General features: G+C 54.3%; 12 protein-coding genes. 10 read left to right on the plus strand and 2 right to left on the minus strand.

Annotated features, from left to right (window positions below):
* Positions 1-169: 169 nt before the first annotated feature.
* Positions 170-2,746: a Cna B-type domain-containing protein gene (locus ACZ5BI_RS02475; protein WP_464896561.1), complete on the minus strand. Its 2,577-nt coding sequence runs from the start codon at positions 2,744-2,746 to the stop codon at positions 170-172.
* 457 nt (positions 2,747-3,203) lie between these two features.
* Here ACZ5BI_RS02475 and ACZ5BI_RS02480 point away from each other — a divergent pair, with 457 nt between their 5' ends.
* Genes ACZ5BI_RS02480 through ACZ5BI_RS02505 form a run of 6 tightly spaced genes read left to right on the plus strand, consistent with a single transcriptional unit; the run spans position 3,204 to position 15,956 of the window.
* Positions 3,204-8,960, plus strand: coding sequence for an Ig-like domain-containing protein (locus ACZ5BI_RS02480; RefSeq protein WP_464896562.1), 5,757 nt, complete (start codon positions 3,204-3,206; stop codon positions 8,958-8,960).
* Positions 8,957-9,925 carry an AAA family ATPase gene (locus ACZ5BI_RS02485; RefSeq protein ID WP_464896563.1) on the plus strand — a complete coding sequence of 323 codons (969 nt, stop codon included), beginning with the start codon at positions 8,957-8,959 and terminating at the stop codon, positions 9,923-9,925. The genes ACZ5BI_RS02480 and ACZ5BI_RS02485 overlap by 4 nt, the downstream gene beginning before the upstream one ends.
* A 4-nt stretch (positions 9,926-9,929) precedes the next feature.
* Positions 9,930-11,180, plus strand: a complete 1,251-nt coding sequence (locus tag ACZ5BI_RS02490; protein ID WP_464896564.1) for a DUF58 domain-containing protein — start codon at positions 9,930-9,932, stop codon at positions 11,178-11,180.
* Positions 11,177-13,759, plus strand: a complete 2,583-nt coding sequence (locus tag ACZ5BI_RS02495; RefSeq protein ID WP_464896565.1) for a transglutaminase TgpA family protein — start codon at positions 11,177-11,179, stop codon at positions 13,757-13,759. The genes ACZ5BI_RS02490 and ACZ5BI_RS02495 overlap by 4 nt, the downstream gene beginning before the upstream one ends.
* A complete protein-coding gene (locus ACZ5BI_RS02500; RefSeq protein WP_412585908.1) occupies positions 13,740-15,191 on the plus strand; it encodes a serine/threonine-protein kinase in 1,452 nt (483 codons plus the stop codon). The genes ACZ5BI_RS02495 and ACZ5BI_RS02500 overlap by 20 nt, the downstream gene beginning before the upstream one ends.
* A gap of 39 nt (positions 15,192-15,230) precedes the next feature.
* Positions 15,231-15,956 carry an FHA domain-containing protein gene (locus ACZ5BI_RS02505; RefSeq protein ID WP_464896566.1) on the plus strand — a complete coding sequence of 242 codons (726 nt, stop codon included), beginning with the start codon at positions 15,231-15,233 and terminating at the stop codon, positions 15,954-15,956.
* A gap of 157 nt (positions 15,957-16,113) precedes the next feature.
* On the opposite strand, the gene ptsP is transcribed toward ACZ5BI_RS02505, so the two are convergent.
* Positions 16,114-17,784, minus strand: a complete 1,671-nt coding sequence (gene ptsP / locus ACZ5BI_RS02510) for a phosphoenolpyruvate--protein phosphotransferase (RefSeq protein ID WP_464896567.1) — start codon at positions 17,782-17,784, stop codon at positions 16,114-16,116.
* 211 nt (positions 17,785-17,995) lie between these two features.
* On the opposite strand from ptsP, the gene ACZ5BI_RS02515 reads away from it, so the two are divergent.
* The 4 genes from ACZ5BI_RS02515 (at position 17,996) to ndk (ending at position 21,842) form a co-directional block, all read left to right on the plus strand.
* On the plus strand, positions 17,996-20,083 hold the full coding sequence (locus tag ACZ5BI_RS02515) for a PTS fructose transporter subunit IIABC (protein WP_464896568.1): 2,088 nt from the start codon (positions 17,996-17,998) through the stop codon (positions 20,081-20,083).
* 36 nt (positions 20,084-20,119) lie between these two features.
* The gene (locus ACZ5BI_RS02520; protein ID WP_024059220.1) at positions 20,120-20,380 is read left to right on the plus strand and encodes an HPr family phosphocarrier protein; all 261 of its coding nucleotides are present in this window, start codon (positions 20,120-20,122) and stop codon (positions 20,378-20,380) included.
* A 140-nt stretch (positions 20,381-20,520) separates the two neighbouring features.
* Positions 20,521-21,351 (plus strand): HPr family phosphocarrier protein, encoded by an 831-nt coding sequence (locus tag ACZ5BI_RS02525; RefSeq protein ID WP_316098991.1) that lies wholly within the window; start codon positions 20,521-20,523, stop codon positions 21,349-21,351.
* 41 nt (positions 21,352-21,392) lie between these two features.
* Positions 21,393-21,842, plus strand: a complete 450-nt coding sequence (gene ndk, locus ACZ5BI_RS02530; protein ID WP_316087503.1) for a nucleoside-diphosphate kinase — start codon at positions 21,393-21,395, stop codon at positions 21,840-21,842.
* Positions 21,843-21,850: the final 8 nt, after the last annotated feature.

Consider the following 21,850-nt stretch of genomic DNA (forward strand, 5'->3'; position numbering starts at 1 on the left):
CCGGTAGTACCGGTAACGGTTAAATTCGGTCCGGGAAGAAAACTAAGTAGCGGCTACCTAGGGATTTCCCTTAGATAGCCGCTACTTTTACGAGAGTGCGGGAGCCACTTTAGCGGTCTTTACCGGTGAAGGCTGAGACCTAAATGACTTACCGTATCCGCGTGTCTATTTATTGCTTGGTGACGCGGCGGCGCATCATGACTACTCCGCTTGCTAGCGCCAAGATCCCTAGTGCCAAGGCGGCGCTGATTTCAGAGCCGGTAGGAGGCAGCGGGGGAGTCTTGCTGTGCGGGGGCGGAGGGGTGTCTCCTGGTGGAGGCGGGGTAGTAGTGCTAGGTGGGGTAGTTTGCGATGGAGGCGGGGGAGTGATGTCCGAGGGCGGAACCGTACACTTGTTAGTAATCAAGAACCCTCCGGTAGCATCTCCCATAATTTCACTGCGGTATCCTTTTACCTCTACCTCGGAAATGGTGTATTCAGCGAGTTTACCGTCAATATACTTTGGCAGGTCGGTGAATTTGCCTTCCCAAGAGTTAGCGGCATTTAGCAGCAGTTTCTTCCCAGTGTCCTGCCCGTTTGCTAGCAGCTTTACCTCGATTTGGGTGGCCGCGGCGCAAGTTCCATCCGGGTTTGCCCACTTCTTGGTTACTGCCACCTCGGTGGTCATTTTGTTGACTACCGAGACTGTGTAGGTATTGGTGGCTTCGTCTTTGGACTCATCGGTTACTGCCAACTGGTAGCCATCTAGCTGTTTGCCGTTTCCGTCATGTTCTCTGAAGGTGACCGGTAGTTTCTTCCCGGTCTTGGCATCAACCAGGGTATCGGGATCGGGGAAGTTTTCGACCGCGGCTGTCCAGTTGTTTTCTTTGCTCAGTTCTACCTGGTCAACCTGGAAACCGCCAACCAAAATATCAAGGTTAATCTTCGTGGGACGCTGCTGCGGGTCATCGCCTTCCCATGCCTTCTTGACCTGGAGTTTCCACCTGTCTGGGGTGCCGAAGAACAGCTGACCATTATTGGCTATCCCTCCGCCACTGATGCCTACACCAGTAGTAGTATTATTTTCGATCACTACTCGGGCGAGTTTCTCAGCGAGTTTCTTAGAATCTTCACTGGGAACCGACTTGAAAGCTTTGTTTTCATTGATCGCCGTGTCATAAGGCATCAGTTTGCCCTCGCCGCTAACTTTATAGCGAGGCTCGCGTGGAGGATCCCAGTCGAGGTGTTTTCCATAAATAGATCCATCCTGATACCAGAGGCGCTGCCCGCCTCCTAGCATCCGAGGGCTAATGGAAACGGGTTTCCCCTCCGGAGGGTCGCCAGCAGAATGCTCAGTGACGCTCGCAAAGTCGTCACCGGCTCCCTTGTACTCCTTGCTCTTCTCCACATCGGCTGTCCTATTTTCGAAAAGAGCTGCTCCCTGAGTGATGTTCAAGGTGGTGTGGCCAGTAGGGCAATTCCAAACCCCGCCACCTTGGACACTGGGTGGGTGATTTCCAGCTCCGATAAGTATCAAATTCTTAAAGGAATTTTTTCTAACCAACGCATTATTAATTGTTAGTTTTGTGGAACTATCGTTGTAGATGGCACCACCACCGTAAAAGCCTGCGGATTTGTTCTCCGAGAAATAAGCGGCGTTAATTGTCGCTTCCGCTTTACCACCAAAGGCGATAGCGCCTCCGGAGGAACCAGCAGTATTGCCGGTGAACGATCCGCCATTGATGGTAATGTTGCCTCCATCTGCGTAGATAGCTCCGCCCGGACCGTTCGCATGGAAAGAATAGTCATTTCCTAAAGCACTGTTGTTTTTGAAAGTACCGCCCGAAATCTGAGTCTTGGATCTATCTAAATAAAGGGCGCCGCCTTGACCGCCGTATTCGTGGCTAGCCTGATTATCATGTAGGTTTAGACCATTCACCGTCAGTGTACTGTTTGCGGCAAATAGCGCGCCTCCGCGCTCGGTGAAGTTGTGATGGATATTTCCGCCGGAGATGTTCACATTGGCGTTTTCACTAAATAAGGCACCGCCAAAGCCGTTAAGTCTTGAATGCTGAACGCTGTTCTCAGCAAATTCGCCGTCCTTAATGATTAGGGAGGCAGGTTTTTCTTTACTACCCCAAACTCCCAGAGCTCCGCCTTTCTGGAGGCCTTGATTTGCCTTAATGGTTCCACCGTTGATAGTGACCGTCCCGTTATAGATGGTGATGGGGGCGAGTTTTTGGATATCGACACCTTCGGGAGTAGTAGCGTTAGCTACCTTCTTTTCTGGAGTGGTGTTCTTAGAGAAGTCGGCGGTGTTACTCATGGTGAAAGTTCCGCCATTAACAAAGATGACCGGGCCGGCAGGATCGGAATCGTGAATCGAACCGTCGCTAAAGTTTAAGTCTCCGTTTACCGTGAACTGCGTTTTGGTGAAGGAGGGGCCCTCCAGGTTCAGTTTCCCACCGGATTTAACTTCCACTGCCGGTAAGTTAGAGCCGGCTATTGCGCCCTTCCCCTTAAGGGTTAGCTCTGCGCCCTCGGGAACTACCAGTGGTTTTGCCTGCTCATCCAAGGTGAGGTTCCCGGTGACCGTCAGCTCATGCTGTCCGGAAGTGAGGGAATTGGCTTTAGCTACCAGGTCGTCCCAGGTGGTTACGCCTTCGGCTGCTGCCGGATTGGTTGACCCTAGCGCCACAATCACTGCAAGGGTGGCGAGAGTAGCTAGGAACTGAAAAACGGAGGAAGCTTTTTTCTTCATTAGCATGGTTTCATTTTATGTTGATGAGGTGGGGAATACAACCGCTAAAAAATAACCACTAGCACCTATATTACGGCCTGCGATGTCCTAAATATCAGGTGTCTTAGTCTTTCCCAGGCAGTCAAGAGAAAAGACAAGCGGAGACTGATAGTGCCACCTATAAATTGGGTACCAGCGGCGCAAGCGCCCGCGAATTTAGTACAATCATTAATGGATATTCACTTGCAGGTAAGTTGCTTCGTCAGTAAGCGATAGCTGGTGCGCCGACTATGGTTGCAGGTTCAGCGGCTCGCCTGGCAAGCCGGTAATAGAAAGAGGGCGAGGCGTGGCCAGAGCGGGAAGAAGCCTTTCAGGCTTACGAGGATCTTCCCGTGAGCAGGGCAGCCACAGTGACTCGAGTGTCCGACAAATCAGTACCACCGGGTACTCCAGTTTTCGCGCGCGTAGGCAAAAGAACGCGCAAGTGCGGGCACGGATGCGTAAAGTATCCCTGGCGGTAGTAACTGTGCTCAGCCTAGTACTTGTCTATCTTGCCTGGCAGCACCCCGGTATTACTCGGGCGCAGGTGGATTTAAATGATGGCGGAATTTGGGTAACCAATCAATCCCAGCATCTAGTGGGACACTTGAACTTTCCGGCGCGCACCCTGGATGGGGCGGTGCGATCCAAAGCGGGAGATTTTGACGTCACTCAGGCGGGCGAAAATGTAAATTTCCAGAACCAGGCCGCCAGCGAAGTCGCCAAAATTGACCCTAAGAAGGTGCGCCTGGAGACTTCCTCTTCCCTGGATAAAGGTGAGCAGATAGCCCAATCGGGGACAAACTTAGCGATCCTAGACCCGGAAGCCGGCCTACTTTGGAGCGGTGAAGACCTATTGTCCCAAGAGCGCACTCGAGCTAAGGCTACCGTGCGTTCCCTGCGGGGAGCCCAGTTAGCAGGCGGGGACTCCGGAGCTTTCTTCCTCGCTTCCCCAACCACCAAAGAACTAGTCACCGTTACCAAAGAGGGAAAACTCTGGAAAGATGAACGGATAGAAATACCGCAAATCCCAGTTAATGCGCAGTTACAAGTGGCAGGAATTGGCAAACAAGCAGTAGCCTTCGATAGTTCCCAAGGGGTACTTTTCCTGCCCAGTGGAAAAAGAATAAAAGTGGCCGGTTCTCAGTTAGCGCTGCAAGAATCCGGGCCGGCAAAGCCCTACGCACTGCTGGCAGACCAAGACAAATTGATAAAAGTGGATCTAAATAGCGGATCTACCCGGGAGATTCCTTCCGGAGGCAGCGCGGGCAAACCGGCTAGGCCAGCAGTAAAAGCCCAATGCGTGTATGGAGCCTGGGCGGGGAGCGGAAAATTTGTGCGTGAATGCGCGGGAAAGGTTTATCGCCCCACCCAAGAACTCGAGCGGCTGAAAACCGCCAAGACCCCGGTGTTTCGCAAGAACCGCGATCTAGTGGTGCTAAATGACACCACTGATGGGGCAGTATGGTTAGCTGACAAAAACATGGAACTGGTAGATAACTGGGACGAGATCTCTACCATGTTGAAAAAAGAGGAAGAACGAGAAGATTCTCCCCAGATAACCGAACAGATAGCGCAAAAAGATCGGCAAAAAGAAAACACCCCGCCGGTGGCGCGTGACGATAGTTTTGGGGCGCGACCAGGGAAAATAACTACGCTACCGGTATTGGAAAATGATTCCGATACCGATGGAGATTTACTAACCGCCGAAGTGCTAGGACAGGTAAGCCAAGGTGAAGTAAAACCCGTACGCGCAGGAGCAGCGCTGCGCATAGAACTGCCAGCCGCCGCCTCCGGAACTATTAAGTTTACCTACCAGGCGAAAGATGGTCGCGGAGGCGTCGATACCGCCAATGTAACTGTGAATGTCACCCCGGAGCCGCAAAACTCCGCCCCGGTACAAAAACGGGTACCCACGGTGGTGGTCGAATCTGGAAAACAAATTGAGTACAACGCGCTCCCGGCATTTTCGGATCCCGATGGAGACCCGGTGTTTTTGTCGGGTGCTTCCTCTAACGGAGATAACCAGGTAGAATACCGGCAAGAAGGCACCTTGGTAATCCGCAACCAGGCCAGTGGAGTTGGAAAAAAAGAAGTAAAAGTACTGGTCTCCGATGGGCGGCAAGAAATTTCCGGGCGCGTGATAGTGGATGTACGTGCCGCTGGAAACGTGCCTCCGGAAGCTAACGGAGATATCGCGTTCGCTAGAGCCGGAACCACCATCACTATTCGACCCCTGGCTAATGACACCGATGCCAATGGCGACCCCTTAACCCTGGCAGGGGTAAATATTGAACAAACCGGGCCGCAAGTGACTCCGGATTTGGCGGGCGGAACTCTCTCCTTCCGTTCAGATCAAGAAGGAATCTACTACTTGACCTACACGGTCTCCGATGGGCCAGCCACTGCCACCGGAGTTATCCGAGTTGACGTCGCCTCCTCTGGAAAACGCGGAAAACCGGTGGTAGAAGATGATATGGCGGTACTGCCAGTAGGTGGGCAGGTGTTGACAGATGTGCTCGCCAACGATTCCGATCCAGCGGGAGAAGTGCTGGTAACCCAGGCAGTCTCCGTGGGGGCGTCCTCGCCACTGCGAGCAACCGTATTGGATCATTCGCTGTTAAACATTACGGCTCCGCGCGGACTCACCAAAGCCGAAACTTTAAAATACCAGGTGTCGAATGGGCATGAAAGCGCCGAAGGGGTAGTTACGGTTATTCCGGTAACCACTCAATCGGCAACTACACCCCCCACCGCGAAACCCGATGAGGCCAAAGGGCGAGTAGGGGATGTGGCCACCGTAGATGTGCTGGCCAATGACCGCTCCCCGGTGGGTTTGACCCTAAAAGTCGACCCGAAATTAACCACCTCCACTCCGCCGGAAGCCGGAAAGTTCTTCGTCACCGGAAACCAGGTACGTTTCCTGGCGAAAAAAGCCGGAAAATATGACGCCACCTATACGGTGAGGGACACCAACCAAAACCAATCAAGTGCACGGGTCAGCGTAGAAATAAAACCGGCAAATGCCTCGGATAATTCTGCTCCCGAACCCCGAGTAGTCACCGGGCGGGCAATTTCGGGGCAAGCCACCCGGATTCCAGTAGAGCTGACCAATATCGATCCCGATGGAGACTCAGTATCCCTAGTGGGGATTGCCGATGCCCCCAAGATGGGGATAGTTGATATTGGCTCCAGTTGGCTCAACTACCAACCAATATCAGGGAAAATCGGGACCGATACTTTCACCTATATCGTCGAAGATCGCTTCGGTAAACAAGGAACCGCCCGGGTGCAAGTAGGGGTAGCTCCCGCCGCCAAACTTAACCAAAATCCACAGGCTAACCCGGACCAGGTGCGAGTGCGGCCGAACCGCCCCTTAGCGGTGGCAGTGACTGCTAACGATACCGACCCTGATGGTGACGGGGTTAGCTTGATTGCCGCATCGCTACAAAGTCCGGGAGATAGTTTGCAAGTGGCTGCTCGCGAAAACGCGGTAGTGCTCAACACCCCGAAGAAAGCTGATTCTTACGGGATTGAATATTCCATCGATGATGGACGCGGCGGACAGGATACCTCCATTGCTACCGTACAAGTAGACCCCTTTGCTCCTTTGCAAGCCCCCGAGGCCGCCGATGACCTGGTGACTGCGAAAGAGGGGGGACGGAAAGTGGGTGACTCCATCGAAGTGGACGTCCTCGCCAATGATATTGACCCTGACGGGGATGGAGCTGCGCTGACGGTTAGTTGTCAGCAAAATGGAGTGACCGTCAAGGGCAAAAAGCTAGTGATTCCCGCGCCTTCCCAGCGTCAATTGGTGCTCTATACCGTCACCGACCAGGACGGGTTAAGTGCCAATGCCATAGTTAACGTCCCGGGGGTTTCCGATCAAAAGCCCTATATCGACCCCGACACTATCCCCGTAAAAGCTAAATCCGGCGAGACCTTAACTGTTGATTTAGCGTCTTATGTGATTACTCGCAAGGCACGTACCCCGCATATTCATTCCGCCAAAGCCATCACCTTGGGTGCCGGGTTTACAGGCGGAGTCAAAATGTCCGGAGACGATTCCTTCCAAGTAAGTATTAACCCTGAATTTTTCGGGAAAACTTCCCTGGTAATGCAGGTCAGTGACGGCAAATCCAACGATTCCTCCGCACTGAGTGCCTCTTTAACTTTGCCTATCGAGGTCAAACCCTCCAGTAATCGCCCGCCAGTTTTCACCCCTACGCGCATAGAAGTAGCTGCTGGTGAAGACGCGGTTACTGTCAACTTGGCGGATATGGTTAGCGACGAAGATGGGGACGACCCCGCAAAAATGCGCTACCGCCTGGGAGCGCTTCCCGTAGGTATTCAGGCATCTTTGCGGGGCAGCCAGCTTTCAGTTTCAGCCGAAGCGGGCAAAGCTAAGGGAGATGCCGGCTATATAGAAGTCACGGTAGAGGACGGCTCTGGGCCTACTATCGGGAAAATCCCGGTGCGGGTAGTCAGCTCCACTCGTCCTTTGATCCAGGTAACCGCGATTGATTTAGAGGGCGAATCCGGCAAGAGCGTAAGTATTGATTTAAGTCGCTATGCTACCAACCCGTATCCTGGAAAACCCTTGAAAACCGTGGGGTCACCGAGCATAGTGCAAGGAGCCGGACAGGCTTCTGCGTCTGGAACTCACCTGGAAGTTATCCCGGCCGCAAGTTTTAAAGGAGACTTGGTGGTTTCCTTTACTTTGCAAGATGCCAGTGGTGATCCAGATCGTCAGGTAACCGGTACCGCCCGGATCCGGGTTTTGTCTGTGCCCGATGCTCCTACGGCAGTCAGCGCCACCATCAGCGAGTCCACTACCGCCACCATTAGCTGGATCGCCCCTGCCGCTAACGGCACTCCTATTACTAGCTACAAAGTTACCGATTCGGTTTCTGGGAAAACGGTTACTTCCCGGGCAACACTAGTAGATTTTCCGGGCTTGGAACCGGGCAAATCTCATAGCTTTACCGTAGTGGCCACCAACCGAGTGGGAGATTCTAAGCCCTCGGGGGCGTCTCCGGCGATAGAGGTAGAGGTTACTCCTGGTGCCCCCACAAACCTGCAAGGCGCCATCGGCAAGACAGCTGGAACCGCGACCCTAACCTGGGAAGCGCCCAGTACAAACGGAGGCTCTCCCATTGATCACTATGTGGTTACGGTCGCGGGAGGCAGTCCCCAGGAAGTTAAAGGCACCAAGTTAGAGGTTAAAGACCTTACTGGCGGAGAACACGCTTTCACCGTTATCGCGGTCAACACCAAGGCGGGGCCGGCGGGTGCTGGCCGATTCGAAACTTTTGCTTCCTTCAACGAAAGTGTAGTTAGCGCTACTTTAGAACGCGCGGGATCAAAACTTGCCAGAGTGTATTTAAATGGGGTGAATACCCCTGCCGGAGATGACGGAAGCTGTAGACCCACCAGGGTAGCGGGAAACCTAGTAGCAGACGATGGAACTTTCCAATTTACTGATCCGCGGGCACGAACCGGGCTGAAAGTCGAATACAACTGCGATTTTAGATATAACAAAGGTCCCTATAAGCCGCTAAGTGCAAATCTCGGAGCACAAAAGAGTCCCCAAATTACCGATATGAGAGAGCTGGAAAGCAGTAGAACCCAGACCGGAACGGTAATAGAAGTAGACGTTTCCGGCTTGGATACCTGGGATAGCAGCTCCTTGGAGCTTTCGGTATCGGGGAAAGAATCCGGGGGATCAGCTCTGGCGGACTATCAGTATCAAACCCAGATGGTTGACGGATCTGGCTGGGTGATTATGCTCAAAGATTTGAAACCGGGGCAGACCTGGACAATTACGGCAGAGCTGAAGTTAGTTCCGGAAGGAACCCGGCTGAGTAGAAACAATGTGGAGGTGGCGACCCTGCAGGCTACCCCCGATCCCGGTAGTGCAGACCCCGGTGATAATGATCCGATAGAATCAGTGTCCTACCTGCAAAATTGGTACCAGCTCACCCCGTTGATGCCGGTTTCAAAGCCGCTCTGGCCGCACCTGATACCCCTAATAGAGCTGCCAGTGTTCCCAACCACAGGTGGCGATTGCTGGCGGTATGCAGATTCCCAGTTGCCGCTAAACGCCCTCGGAGGAAATCTCGGAGGCAATAAATACCTAAAAACTAGTCTTGTCGGGCAAGATTTACCTGCCCGGCAAACCGAAAAGGAGATCGCAATATGATCCTGAAACCGGCCGAAGCCGCTGAGTTTGCTACCCGTTTCGCGCAGATAGCCGAAAATGTTGATCAGGCGATACTCGGCAAAGGGCACCAGGTGCGCCTAGTGTTAGCAGCTTTCCTAGCAGGCGGACATGTCCTGCTAGAGGATGCGCCCGGAACTGGGAAAACCGCCCTGGCGCGCGCCCTCGCCGCCTCTGTCGATGCTACCCATTCTCGCATCCAGTTCACTCCCGATATGTTGCCCACTGATATAACCGGGGTAACCGTCTATGACCAGAAAACTAAAGCATGGGATTTTCACGCTGGACCGATTTTCGCCAATATCGTCCTCGCAGACGAAATCAACCGGGCCAGTCCCAAAACCCAATCTGCCTTGCTAGAGGTGATGGAAGAGCGGCAAGTCAGCGTAGATGGAGTGGTGTATCCGGTGGAATCGCCATTCCTGGTAATCGCCACCCAAAACCCGGTAGAGCAGGCAGGCACCTATAAGCTTCCCGAAGCGCAGCTAGACCGCTTCCTGATTAAGATTTCCCTAGGCTATCCCGACCAGGAAACCGCGATCAAAATCCTTTCCGGTGCTGCCCAACCGGATCTATCTAAAGATCTAAAACCGGTAGTTGAATCTGAGGAAATCGCTACCTGGGAACAGCTAGGACTGCGAAATTACGTAGATGGGCAGATTACCCGGTATGTGCAGCAACTCGCGGAAGCTACCCGTTTGGATGATGCGGTGAATTTGGGGGTTTCGACCCGGGCGACAATCGGGATGATGCGGATGGCCAAAGTGTGGGCCGCTTCCCAAGGGCGCCACTATGTGTTACCCGATGATATCAAGACGCTGGCAGTACCGGTTTGGGCGCACCGAATTATTATGGACTCCGACGCCCTCTTTGAAGGAGCCACTGCGCAAAGCGTAGTTGAGAGGGCGCTGAACGAGGTACCTGCGCCAGTGGATTCGCAGGCCTAAAATAATGAAAGTTTCCGAAACCACCATTACTGCGCTAAAAGATGCGCTGAAAAGCGGAAATAAAGCCTGGAAACAGGTGCGCTCGCGGGTTCCTCTTACCGCCGTGCGCAAAATTCCGCTTACCGGTTTGGGGTGGCTAGTTTTATTGGGGGGACTAGCTAGCCTGGGTGCCTACTGGGCTTGGGATTGGGCGGAAGCTGCGGCGATAATGTTTGCTGCATTATTGGCACTGCTGGCGGCGATAGCGCAGACCTGGGGCGGGGGTGAGCTGGCTTTGCGGGTAACGGTAGAACAAGACCGGCTCCGCAAAGGACAAGAGCTACTAGGGCGCGCGGTAGCGACTAACCAGGGGCGCCGCGCGGTGCGCGGCCTGAAAATAGAACTGCCATTGGGAACAGAACAAGCCGATATAGCGGTACCTACTTTGCGTTCTGGAAAAAGTTTCACCCGGGAGTTTCAATTACAAACCAGACGGCGAGAAAAGATTGTGGTCGGCCCGCCCCGTACAGTGCGAGAAGATATTTTAGGTTTGATTCGCCGGGTGCGATCCTGGTCGGAATCTCAAGATGTTTACGTCTATCCCAACTTCACTTCCGCTCTGGGGACATTAAGTGGCTATTCCCGAGACATGGAAGGAGCAAGCTCGCAGGTAATAACCAGTTCGGATGCGGCATTTCATGCCTTGCGTCCCTATGAAAGCGGGGATGACCGTAGGCATATTCACTGGAAAATGTCTGCCCACACCGGCCAGTTAATGATGCGACAATACCTAGAGACCCGCCGCTCCCACCATCTGATTGTGCTGGATTTGAACCGCGAAAACTATGGGGAAGCAGACTTTGAATTAGCGGTAGAGGCGGCGGCTTCTCTGGCGGTTTCCTCCCTTTCCAGTGGGCAGCCCCTGACCCTTTATGCGGGAAAAACCGTATTGAAAGCGGCAACGGCTCGCGCCGTCCTAGATTTTCTAACCGAAGTGCAACTCGTTGAGGGCGCTCAAGACTATCGCCACTTGGTGCGCTGGGCGCTAGCCCATGAAGCGCAAGCCTCGGTGTGTTCTCTAATAAGCGGGCCGGGAGTAACTATGCGTCGGATGCAACAAATCTGTTTGTTACCGGCAGTCGATATGGCTACTACCGGTATCCGAGCTGATGCCGGCGCTACCTTTACTCGCCGAGGCGCCACCTCCCGCAGACTGTTAAATATTGGGGAGCTCTCGCAGCTGCCACGGGCATTAAATGGGGTGAGTCTAGCGTGAAAAGATCCCAGCTGGTAGGTCTGAGCTCCCTGTTGCTCCTAATCGTTCCGTGTTACCTGTTTTCTTTACCGTTTTTGGGTTTTATCGGGCTAATAGCTGCCGGCAGCGGAGCGCTTTTAGGCTGCCTAGTAGCCCTGGTTAGCCGCCGTTGGCACCTGGGGATATTCTCCACTTTAACCTTGATGTTAGGGGTGTTTTTACTCTTTGGCCCCACTTTGGCGGCTACCGACCCCTTGGGGCGAAAGTTTTACCCCACCCTATCGGGGCTGCAAGTGCTAGTTACTTCCGCGGTGACCTGCTGGCGAGATACTCTTACGGCTCCCTTGCCGCTAAGCGCAGCCGGAGGAGCCGCGGTGCTACCCTTCCTCACCTGTCTCATTACCGCGCTTTTTGCGGGGTTAACCGCAGCTTCGCGTCGACCTTGGGTAGCGTTAATACCTGCCACTATTTGCCTAGTGGTAGCGATCGCCTGGGGTTCTCAGTTAGTCCCGGTAGCTCGTTGGGCAGGAGCCGCCTATTTCTTCCTCGCATTGCTGTGGTGCGGGCTGGTTAGCGAGGCCGCGGCCAAGGCGCGCAGGCGGGCAGTGAACCTGGCGGGAGCGAGCAAGAAAAATCGCTTTATCCGTCCGCTGGCGATGGTGGCAGTTACCCTAATTATTTCTCTAGCTTCGGCATCTTTAGCGGGGATTACCGAGCGGGGAAACCGGGAAGTGTTGCGCAGCCACGTCCTCCCCCCGGTGGAACTAGAAGATTTTATTTCCCCGTTAGCCTCTTTTAGGCATCTTTCCCGCGACTGGAAAGACAAAACTATTGCGGAAGTAAAAGAGTATCCGGCGGGTACTAGGATGCGTTTTGCCACTATGAACGCTTATGACGGTACCGTTTTCAAAATGGATCCCCAGTTAAATGCGCAGTTCCTGCAGGTGGATTCAATTCTAGATAAAGGGGTGTCCGCTGACAGTAAAGCCCAAGTTAAACTGGTCAACTATGACCAACCTTGGGTTCCGCTGCTAGGTAATGCACAATCACTAAAATTCGCAACCCAACCCAAACCGGTGGTTTATTATTCTACCTCTCTGCGCTCGGCGTTTACCGCTAACCCTGGGGGGCTTTCCTATCAGGTAAGTTTCGCAAAGGAACGTATTCCTAGCGATGCGAAGATGTCCGGCCTAGAGTTCGATCCCATTCCGCAAGGCAAAGATGAAGCGTTACCGGTAGAAATTACGGAACTTAACAACCAGTTAACTGCCCGGGCGACCAGTCCCTTGCAAAAGGTGCGCAATATAGAGTCCTACCTATCGGGGCAAGGTTTCTTCTCCGATGGTTCCGATGGTCTTTCTCGCCCCGGGCATCGCGCCGCCCGGATGAGCCAGTTTTTCCAGGGGCAAGAACTGATCGGTGATGATGAACAATACGCGGTAGCTATGGCCTTGATGGTGCGCGCTTTTGGGGCTCCGGCGCGAGTGGTGCTGGGAGCCTATCCGGGTGATAAAAAGGCGGGTGGGAACCTGAAACTTAAAGGGGATAACGTTCACGCCTGGGTGGAAGTGAAATTTAAAGAGGTCGGGTGGATCCCCTTTGACCCTACGCCTCCGCGCGATCGCGTGCCTCGTACCGATCAGCCGCAACCCAAATCGGTTCCCAAACCCCAGGTGTTGCAGCCTCCGCCTCCACCGGCTACTCCACCGGTGTTACCGCATGTGGAAAAGCAAGCGCATGCCGATAATCATTCCACGGGAATGCAATTTCTGGCAGCGCTGGCGCAAGTGGCCAAATATGGGGGTTGGCTGCTGCTATTGCTTTCTCCGATCTTGCTAACTCTCTTAGCTAAGTGGTGTCGCTCCCGCAAGAGGCGGCGTGCCAAAGAACCCCAAGATCGTTTGAAAGGAGCTTGGGAAGAAATAGTTGACCGTTTCCGCGATCGCGGAATTAGGCTCCCCGCGGGAGCTACTCGCCAAGAAGCCGCCTGGATAATCGATAGCTATTTGGGGACTATCAGCCAGGCAAAGCCGCAGTCAGGAGCTCGCGAACTGGCCGGGATCGCTGATTACTTGGATTACAGTCCCAGCAGCGATAGCGAAATTGATTCCGATTGGGCGTGGCAGCTAGTTAAAACCCTTACCGACAGCTGGAAAACGGCAGCTGGAAAAGCTAAAGCGCTGGTGGCGGCAATTCGGCCGTCCTCGCTTTATTACCGGTTTATTCGCAGTAGTTTTGCTAAAAAGCTAGAGAAAATCCCCGGGGTGGAGAAAGTGTTAACTCCCCGCAAGGAGGTTTCGCTACCGAGCCTATCTTTGGGGCTGACTGAACAGGAATATCAGCAGTTGCGTACTCCCTTGGCGCCCGGCAGTAGCGAAGAAACTACCCCAGCCCCGGCGGGAGGAGACGCATTTTCGGAAGCCACTCGCCTCGGTAAAGTTGGCTTGCCGCAGCCTCCCCGGCTACCGGCTTCCCGGCCCCTGGAGCCTCCAGCGTGGCCTGCGCAGGCGCTAGACTATACCCACCGGGCTCCCTCGCCCCAGAATGCGGAGGAAACTCGGTTACGGAAAGGGGAGGAATATGACCCACACACCCCCTAAAATCCCGGGATTTAGCGTGCAATCATTGCTGGGTAGGGGCGGATTTGCCGACGTTTATCTCTATAAACAAAAACGTCCCGAACGCCAAGTAGCAGTCAAAGTCCTGCGGGAACTAGGCAGTAGGGAAGGACGCCAAGTCTTCACTACCGAGGCCGACGCACTAGCTGCCACCTGTGCTCACCCGGCGATCCTGTCTTTATTTCAAACCGGGAAACTCCCAGATGGGCGCCCCTATTTGGTATTGCAGTACTGCCCGGTGGCAAATTTGTCGCAGCGCGTCCGCCGCCAGCCGCTTTCACTGGCGGAATCCTTAGATACCACTATTCGTCTAGCGGGAGCCCTGGAAACGGTGCATCGAGCCGGACTCGCGCACCGGGACGTGAAACCGGCAAATGTACTGATTTCAGAGTTTTCCACCCCGGTGTTATCAGATTTTGGTTTAGCCTTGCCGCTGGGAAAACCCCTAGCTCACCGGGATGTTTTAGGGTTATCGGTGCCGTGGGCGCCTCCCGAACAACACGATGAGAACTCTTTGGCCGCTGCCACCGCCGATATTTATTCCCTGGCAGCCACTATACATTCGCTTGTTACCGGTTACAGCCCCTTCGAGATTCCCGGAGGCGATAACTCGGTAGCGGCACTGACCCAGCGGGTTTTGCATTCTACGCCCCGCCTGGATGCCCCCCAGTTGATCTCTCCTTTGCGCGAGATTCTAGCCTGGGCATTGCAGGGTGATCCGGCTGAGCGTCCCAAAAGTGCCGCGCAATTTGGTGCGGCGCTCCAAGAACTACAGCGCGGGCTGTCTCTCCCGCTGACCAGTATGGATATTGCCAGCGATAATCCAACATTGTCGCTCGCTACTACTGATCCGGATGCTACCCGCCTCAAGGACGCCTCCTCCTCCCAAGAATCCGCGCCGGGAAAAGAGTCGGGGCAGGCAGATAGTCCTTTGATTGTGGGCAGCCACTCGAGCGCGGCGCTGTCCCGTTCCCTATTACCTGCCTCCCACCTGGGGTGGCGTCGGATTCTGCTGGCACTTATTGGCGCGCTGGTGCTGATAGCGGGAACTGCCGTCGGGGTTTCCTACTATTTCAAAGCGGATACCAGTGCGGTTAAAACTGCGTCCAGCTCTGCAGAACCCTTGATAACTGCCTCGGCGGAGGACGGAATTGTTTCCGAAATATCCCCGGTCACCGCGCTGGAAGGAAAACCTGTCGCCGATGGACAAATCTCCTTGACGTGGAAACCAGGCGCAGGCGATAGCCCGGCCTCCTACCAGGTGCAGGTAATCCAAGATGGTAAGGACGCGGGCAGTCACACGGTTAGCGAACCGAAAATAACTCTCCATCCCCAGGGGAGTAAATGGTGCGTAAAGGTTTTTGCGGTTAGCTTAGATGGAAAAACCTCTCCTGGGGTAGACTGGTGCCAATAGAGAGCGGAAAATTGCCGGTTGGTAATGGAGGTAAAATCAATGGATAACGACCCCTACCAGTACTACCCGAACCAGTCGGGTGCAGCGAATGCAGGTTATGTGCCGCCCAGCGGGATTTATGGAGCGCCCCAGACAGAATCCGGGGTGTCGGAACCAAGCACCCCCGACCCCTATGGTCAGCAGGCTAATGCTGCCTACTCTAATCCCTATGGCGAGCAGCCCGGTTCGGATCAATACTCGGGATATTATCCCCAAGGGGTTCCTACCTATCAGAGCAGCGAATATGGGCAACCTGGCTATCAGCAAGGGGGATATGAACAGGGACAATATCAACAACCATACGGGCAAGCAGGCTATGGCCAGGGGCAATACGGGATGCAAGCTCAATATGGCGGGCAAGAGGCTTACCAGCCAGCTCCCCGCTATACGGTGACTTCCGGGCAGGGGCAGTCCATGATTTTAGAGGACGCGATTGTGGTGGGACGCCGCCCTGATGCGGCTACTTCCACCTATCCGCAAGCTCAAACTATGACCGTGCCCAGTCCTGCCAAACAGATTTCCCGTACCCACTGTTTGCTCTATATAGACGAGGGCGGAAATCCCTCCCTAAAGGATTTGGAATCGGTAAATGGCACTCGTTTGCGTCGCGGCGGACAAATCTACCCGATTGAACCGGCGCAACCGGTACAGCTGCAAGCAGGCGATATTGTCGATCTGGGGGAGGGGCAATACCTTTCTATCGGCACCGCGCCTGCCGGATATTAAACCGGTTAAGATGCTGGTTCGAAAAGTATAAGCACTAAAAATAAGTTAGTCGCGCCCCGGTGAAGAGCCGGGGCGCAAGTTTTTTAGCTTCAGAGTCCGGCCGTTTTATTGGGGCTATTAGGAGTTAACGCGGCCAGTAGCGTTTTGGCAGCAGCTATTAGTTAATCCCGAGGGCGCGGCGGGCAATGTTCCGGGCATCCCCACTATCTTGTGCCGTTAAAATCTCCTGGGCGGCACGCTCGCATTGCTCTTTCGTAACCTGTCCCAATTGGGAGCCCACTGAGGGAATGGCCGAAGTCGCCATCGATAGGGAGGTGACCCCCATCCCTATGAGTACGCACGCCAAAATAGGGTCAGCCGCCGCCTCCCCGCATACCCCTACCGGTTTTTGCAGGCGTACCCCGGTGGTAGCTACGCGGGAAATCAACGTCAAAACTGCCGGTTGCCACGGATCAGTGTAGGTTGCCAGATTAGCGTTCATCCTATCGGCAGCCATCACATACTGGCTAAGGTCATTGGTGCCGATAGAAACGAAATCAACTTCCGCTAGGAACTGGTCAATCATGATCGCGGCTGCCGGAACTTCCACCATAATTCCGGCAGTAAGTCCCCGCTCTCGAATCAGCTTCGCCACCCATTTTGCCTCCGACAAGGTAGAGACCATCGGCACCATCACCCAGTTTTTTCCTTGATGACCACGTGATGCCTGTGCGATTGCATCTAATTGTCGGGTAAAGAGGTCTTCATCGATCCCGGTAGTGCGCAGTCCCCGCACTCCCAGAGCAGGGTTAGCTTCCTCCTCCAAAGTGGCCCAAGAAATCGGTTTATCCGATCCGGCATCCAAAGTGCGGGTAACTACTTTCTGATCTGGGAAAGCTGCAAACACTCGCGAATACTTCTCTGCCTGCTCGGCGCAAGTAGGCTCTTTCGTGGAATCCAGGAAACAAAGTTCGGTGCGGAAAAGTCCTACTCCCTGCGCATAAGCTTCAGCTGCTTTCTGGGCACCTGGACCGTCTTGCACATTGGCGAGTAGCTCTACCTCCTCGCCACTGGCAAGGCGGGCGGGACCTTGCCAGTGGCGGGTCTCGGCACGTGAGCGCAGGTTAGCTGCTACTTTTTGGCGGGCTTCCTCCGGGTTGGCGCCGGTAGTAATCGATCCCAGAGAGGCGTCTACAAATACTTGCTCTCCCTGGGGAATCTGGCGGAGTTTGCGCACCGCCACAATACAGGGGATCCCCAGTTGGCGGGCAATAATCGAAGTATGAGAGGTAGGACCGCCCTGTTCCGTAACTAAAGCCAAGATTTTTTCCGGATTAAGTCCCGCGGTGTCAGCAGGAGCAAGATCATCGGCGAAGAGTACCGAGGGCTCGCCAAGATGGGGTATTCCCGGTTCTGGTTCCCCCAGTAATTCTGCTACTACCCGCATGCACAGATCGTTTAAGTCAGTGGTACGTTCTGCCATTAACCTGCCGGCTTTTTCAAACATGGCGCAAAACATGTCGGTGGTAGTGATCACGGCGCTTGGGGCGGGGGTGCCTTTATTGATTGACTGAACCACCATCTTCTTGAACCCAGGGTCGCGGGAGAGTTCAGCTTGAGCTGCTAAAATATCCGACGCGGTGCCGACTGTGGATTTTGCGCGCGTCAGCAGGCGTTCGGATACTGTGTTAGCAGCTTTAAGGTAGCGATCGACCTCAGCTTTACGCTGAGCTAGCGGGATTTTAGAGGCAGGTAAGTTGGGGATCTCAAAATGGCTTACCCAGGCGACCTGCCCGTAGGCTAGACCATTAACTACCGGAGTTCCATAAATTGTATCTGCTGCGGACAACTTCTCTCCTCGCCCAGGCCCCATAACGATCACAGTGTTACACGTCTGGATGCATTTAACAAGATAATCACCGAAACTGCCACGCCGATGTGGAAACAGCCCATAAAAGCCTAAAAACCAAAAGACCGCAATAATACTTAACTGTTGGGGGAACTATTAAATAGAATTAGCAGGCTGAGCCTTTGAAGTTGCCTAACTTAATAGGAGAACCATGGAAGACGAAAGGTTGATAATCCCGGAGTTGGCGAGTCTAGACGAACCCCTGGGAACCGACAAAACCAGCGTAATTAGAGCGTTGGCAGCTAAGATTGCTGCTAGCGGACGCGCTGAGAAGAGTGCCTTGATCGCTGACCTATTGGCTCGGGAAGCTAAGTCCGCGACCGGAATGCCTGGTGGAATTGCGATTCCGCACTGCCGCTGCCAAGCGGTTAACACGGTATCTCTCGCCTTTGCTCGGTTAAAAGAGCCGGTAGCTTTTGGAGCAAAAGATGGCCCGGCTGATTTAATCTTTATGATTGCCGCTGGCGAAGGGCAAGGACAAGATCATTTGACACTACTGAAAAAGTTAGCGCACAAACTGGTAGATAAGGATTTCCTTTTTGCCTTACGTTCTGTGGATTCTGCGGAAAAGGCAGCGCAAATAATAATGGCGGCAGTAGCACCCTCCGTCTCTCCGATAGCTACCTTCACTCAGAGCGAACAAGTGGCAACAGCTAAGGCTACACCAGTATCTCCTGCCCCGACTGCCGCGAATTCGCCCTCTTCAATAGAATCGGCAGGCCCCGTGCCGCAAGGAAAGAAAACCGGTGACCAGGGTGAATATCTGGTGGCGGTGACGTCTTGTCCCACTGGGATCGCTCACACCTATATGGCGGCAGATGCGCTGATCAATAAAGGCAAAGAACTAGGGATTACAGTGCATGTAGAGGCGCAAGGATCGGGAAATTTTAACCAGCTAGATCCCGCACTGATAGCCGGAGCAGCAGGAGCGATTTTCGCCCATGACGTGAGCGTGCAGGCTGCGGAACGCTTTTCCCAGCTACCACTAGTAGATGTGGGGGTTAAAGCAGCTATTAGTGATCCCGAAAAGTTGATTCGGGAGGCGATGGCGAAAAATAAAGCCCAGCAGGGCGCGCCCGCATCCGCGACGCGTCCGGCGAGGAAAGCCCAAATCCCCCATTGGGGAGAACGAATCCAAAAGGCGGTAATGGCGGGGGTTTCCTATATGATTCCCTTCGTGGCTGCTGGCGGCCTGTTAATTGCTTTGGGATTCTTGCTGGGAGGCTACGATGTTTCCGACCCAGCACAAGATATTTCCCTAAATTTCTCTTTGTGGAAGCTGCCAGATTCTGGCCCTTTCGGGGAAGCACAAATGCATACCAACCGCTCCGGCCTGGCACTATACCTGGGAGCGCTGCTGGTTTTTATAGGTCAAACTGGAATGAGTTTCCTGGTGCCGGCGCTTTCGGGATATATCTCCTTCGGCTTAGCCGGCCGCCCCGGGATCGCTCCTGGCTTTATTGGCGGGGCGATTTCCATAGCGATAGGAGCCGGTTTCATCGGAGGGCTGGTAACTGGAATCCTGGCCGGAATTATTGCTAACTGGCTGTCTGCTGTGGAGTGTCCGCGTTGGTTAGCGGGGCTAATGCCGGTGGCGATTATTCCGTTACTAACAACACTATTAACTGGACTGATAATGCTTCTACTGTTGGGAGGTCCGCTGGCAGCTTTGATGAGCGGACTACAGCACTGGCTGAACTCTTTGGCCGGCTCCTCCGCGATCGTCCTCGGGATAGTAATCGGTCTAATGATGTGCTTCGATCTGGGAGGACCGGTAAATAAGGCCGCCTACCTGGTAGCAACTGCCGGATTGTCTCAAGGAACCGATGGAGCGTATCAGTTTATGGCGGCAGCGATGCTGTCCGGAATGGTGCCGCCCTTAGCTATGGCGCTGTCCTCTACGGTAAGGCCGAAACTATATTCACCGGCAGAACAACATAGCGGCAAAGCTGCCTGGCTGTTGGGAATTTCTTTCATTTCCGAGGGCGCGATCCCCTTTGCCGCTACTGATCCGTTGCGGGTAATTCCCTCAATGATGGCAGGCGGGGCGGTAACCGGTGCCCTGGCAATGGCGCTAGGAGTTGGTTGTCGCGCTCCCCATGGGGGAATCTTTGTGCTATTTGCCTACACCAATATGTTGGGAGCGATTATCGCCCTGCTAGCAGGGGTGGCAGTGGGTGCAGCGGCCATCACCTTCGCCAAGGTAAATCGCAAAAAACCGGCAGCAGCCAAAGCATAGATTTAAACGGCAGATAGATTAAGGAAAGCAGGAATAATGGCTTCAATGACGGTAAAAGTGGGATCGCCGGTGGGATTACATGTGCGTCCCGCCGCGATTATCGCAGACAAAGCTGGCGAATTCGCTGAAGAAATCACTATTGCGACCGCTGGAGGGGCACCAGTAACTGCCTCTTCGATGATGCTAATCATGACCTTAGGTGCTGAATACGGGGCAGAAGTTACTGTAGAGAGCGAAAACCCGCAGGCAGTAACGGCGATTGCCGAGCTAGTCGCCAAAGATCTGGACGCCTCCTAACCTCAGGCGTTTGGGGCATCCGATTGAGCGGTTATCATTTCAGCAATAGTCACTGGCGAGAGCGAGAAGCCATCTAAGGTTTAAGTCGCACCCCCCGCGCGATAACCTAGAGGAGATACCTGTACCTGGGAGGAAGTACCATGCGTCCGAAAACCGCCTTTATTATCGTTTCGCAATCGCAAACCTTGGCGCGCGGAGTATGTGAAGTGGTAGCCACGCTAGCTCCAGAGGTTATTGTTGAACCCTGCGGGTGCCACGATGAAGGCCTGGGCACGGCCTCACAAATCGTGACTACCAAGGTGTCGGAGGTAATGGAAAAAATGGCAGAACAGGACGCGATTGTCCTGATGGCAGATTTTGGAGCCGCCCGCCTGGCCTGCCAGCAAGTAATCACCGATCTAGGGGAGCGATCTTTGCGGCTAGGACGCGGTCCGCTTATAGAAGGAACCGCCGCGGGAGCTGTAGCTGCTGCTCAAGGCGCTGACCTGGCAGAAGTATTGCGCTCTATCAGCGCGGCTGCCCAGTTTTTCCCCGACGAGGACGCTGCCGATATTTTACCGCCTGCTCCCGCCATGGATCCGCTCGCCCCACGAACCGTGGTGTATGGGGGTGCCGAGCCGCTTTCGGCGCGTCCGGCTGCGCGACTAGCGAGGATCGCTACCGGATTTGATGCTGGGGTGACCATTAATGATATCGACGCGGGCAGCGTGCTGGCCTTGATGGGGTTAAAAGTACAACCGGGAGCGGAACTGCGGATTGCTGCCGAGGGGGCGGAATCTCGCCGGGCTCTTGATGCGGTAGAAGCAGAACTTAGCGCCCCTAACGCGCCTGACTCTCAGGGCATAGCTACCGACCAGAGCGCAGAACCGCAAGCGGCAGGACAGCCTGGCGAAGCGCTCGATCCCACATCAGCAGCAGAGTTGATAAAACGAATTGGGGTCGGCCCTTTGCCGGTATCCTTAGAAAAGTAAATCCCGGGGAAAAGAACGGGAAAAGAAGAAAGGTGGCGGCAATGAGCGAACTGAAACTGGATCCGAATAAGGAATACACCTTGATGCTGGTGAAACCCGATGGGTATCACCGTGGACTGGTCGGAAAAATTTTGGCCCGCGTCGAGCAAAAAGGTTACGTCATCGTGGCACTACGAGTAGCAGAAGCTACCGATGATGAACTGCAGGATCACTACGAAGAGCATCGTGGTAAGCATTTCTTTGAATCCATGGTTGACTTTATGCAGTCTGGGAAGATTGTAGCGGCAGTCATCGAGGGCACTCGGGTAGTAGAAGGGGTGCGTTCCCTGGTGGGAACCACTAACCCCACCGAAGCCGCCCCCGGGACTATTCGCGGAGATTTCGGACGTGACTATGACAGTGGGCAGATCCAGAACCTGGTGCACGCGTCGGATTCAATTGCCTCCGCTGCCCGCGAGATTAAAATTTGGTTCCCGGAAGCCGCTAAATAGCGGGAGCA

Source organism: Varibaculum sp. GTC20041 (assembly GCF_055387755.1).

Coding starts and splice junctions, on each gene's coding strand:
- ACZ5BI_RS02475 (WP_464896561.1), bottom strand. CDS start 2,746: ATGCTAATGAAGAAAAAAGCTTCCTCCGTTTTTCAGTTCCTAGCTACT.
- ACZ5BI_RS02485 (WP_464896563.1), top strand. CDS start 8,957: ATGATCCTGAAACCGGCCGAAGCCGCTGAGTTTGCTACCCGTTTCGCG.
- ACZ5BI_RS02490 (WP_464896564.1), top strand. CDS start 9,930: ATGAAAGTTTCCGAAACCACCATTACTGCGCTAAAAGATGCGCTGAAA.
- ACZ5BI_RS02500 (WP_412585908.1), top strand. CDS start 13,740: ATGACCCACACACCCCCTAAAATCCCGGGATTTAGCGTGCAATCATTG.
- ACZ5BI_RS02505 (WP_464896566.1), top strand. CDS start 15,231: ATGGATAACGACCCCTACCAGTACTACCCGAACCAGTCGGGTGCAGCG.
- ACZ5BI_RS02515 (WP_464896568.1), top strand. CDS start 17,996: ATGGAAGACGAAAGGTTGATAATCCCGGAGTTGGCGAGTCTAGACGAA.
- ACZ5BI_RS02520 (WP_024059220.1), top strand. CDS start 20,120: ATGGCTTCAATGACGGTAAAAGTGGGATCGCCGGTGGGATTACATGTG.
- ACZ5BI_RS02525 (WP_316098991.1), top strand. CDS start 20,521: ATGCGTCCGAAAACCGCCTTTATTATCGTTTCGCAATCGCAAACCTTG.
- ndk (WP_316087503.1), top strand. CDS start 21,393: ATGAGCGAACTGAAACTGGATCCGAATAAGGAATACACCTTGATGCTG.